At 66.9% G+C, this 1,010-nt stretch carries 1 protein-coding gene; it reads left to right on the top strand.

Features of this window, described 5'->3' with window-relative positions; genetic code table 11:
* Positions 1-28 precede the first annotated feature (28 nt).
* The coding region (locus ACXJKJ_RS30160; RefSeq protein ID WP_457395023.1) for a DEAD/DEAH box helicase at positions 29-1,010 on the top strand (982 nt) is incomplete at its 3' end.

The following is a 1,010-nucleotide window of genomic DNA, read 5'->3' as shown; positions in this document are numbered from 1 at the left end:
GATTGCCCGCATCGCAATCAAGTCCGGGTTGAAGACGCTGATCTTCGCGCAGAGCCGGCTGATGGTCGAAGTGCTGACCAAGTACCTCAAGGACATCTTCGACCATGACCCGCGCAAGCCCGCGCGGATCCGCGCCTACCGCGGCGGCTACCTGCCCACCGAACGCCGCGAGACCGAGCGCGCCATGCGCGCCGGGCTGATCGACGGCATCGTGAGCACCTCGGCCCTCGAGCTGGGCGTGGACATCGGCAGCCTGGACGTCGTCGTGTTGAACGGCTATCCGGGCAGCGTGGCGGCCACCTGGCAGCGCTTCGGCCGCGCCGGGCGTCGGCAGCAACCGGCGCTGGGGGTAATGGTGGCCAGTTCGCAGCCGCTGGACCAGTACGTGGTCCGCCATCCGGACTTCTTCGCCGACGCCTCGCCCGAGCACGCGCGCATCGCGCCGGACCAGCCGCTGATCCTGTTCGATCACATCCGCTGCGCCGCCTTCGAGCTTCCGTTCCTGGCCGGCGACCCGTTCGGCCCGATCGATCCGCTGGTCTTCCTGGAAGCGCTGGCCGAAACCGAGGTGATCCACCGCGAAGGCGACCGCTGGGAGTGGATCGCCGACAGCTATCCGGCCAACGCGGTCAGCCTGCGCTCGGTGGCCGACGGCAACTTCGTGGTGGTCGACCGCAGCGATGGCAAACAGCAGATCATCGCCGAGGTGGACTATTCCGCCGCCGCGCTGACCTTGTACGAAGGCGCCATCCACATGGTGCAGTCCAGCCCCTACCAGGTGGAGYGGCTGGACTGGGAAGGCCGCAAGGCCTATGTCACCCGCACCCACGTGGACTACTACACCGACAGCATCGACTTCACCAAGCTCAAAGTGCTGGACCGCTTCGACGGCTGCATCGCCGGCCGCGGCGATTCCCACCACGGCGAAGTGCATGTGGTGCGGCGCGTGGCCGGCTACAAGAAAATCCGCTATTACACCCACGAGAACATCGGCTACGGCCCGGTCAACC

This window comes from Roseateles sp. P5_E1 (genome assembly GCF_054049335.1).
This window is presented reverse-complemented; position numbering and strand designations above follow the sequence as displayed.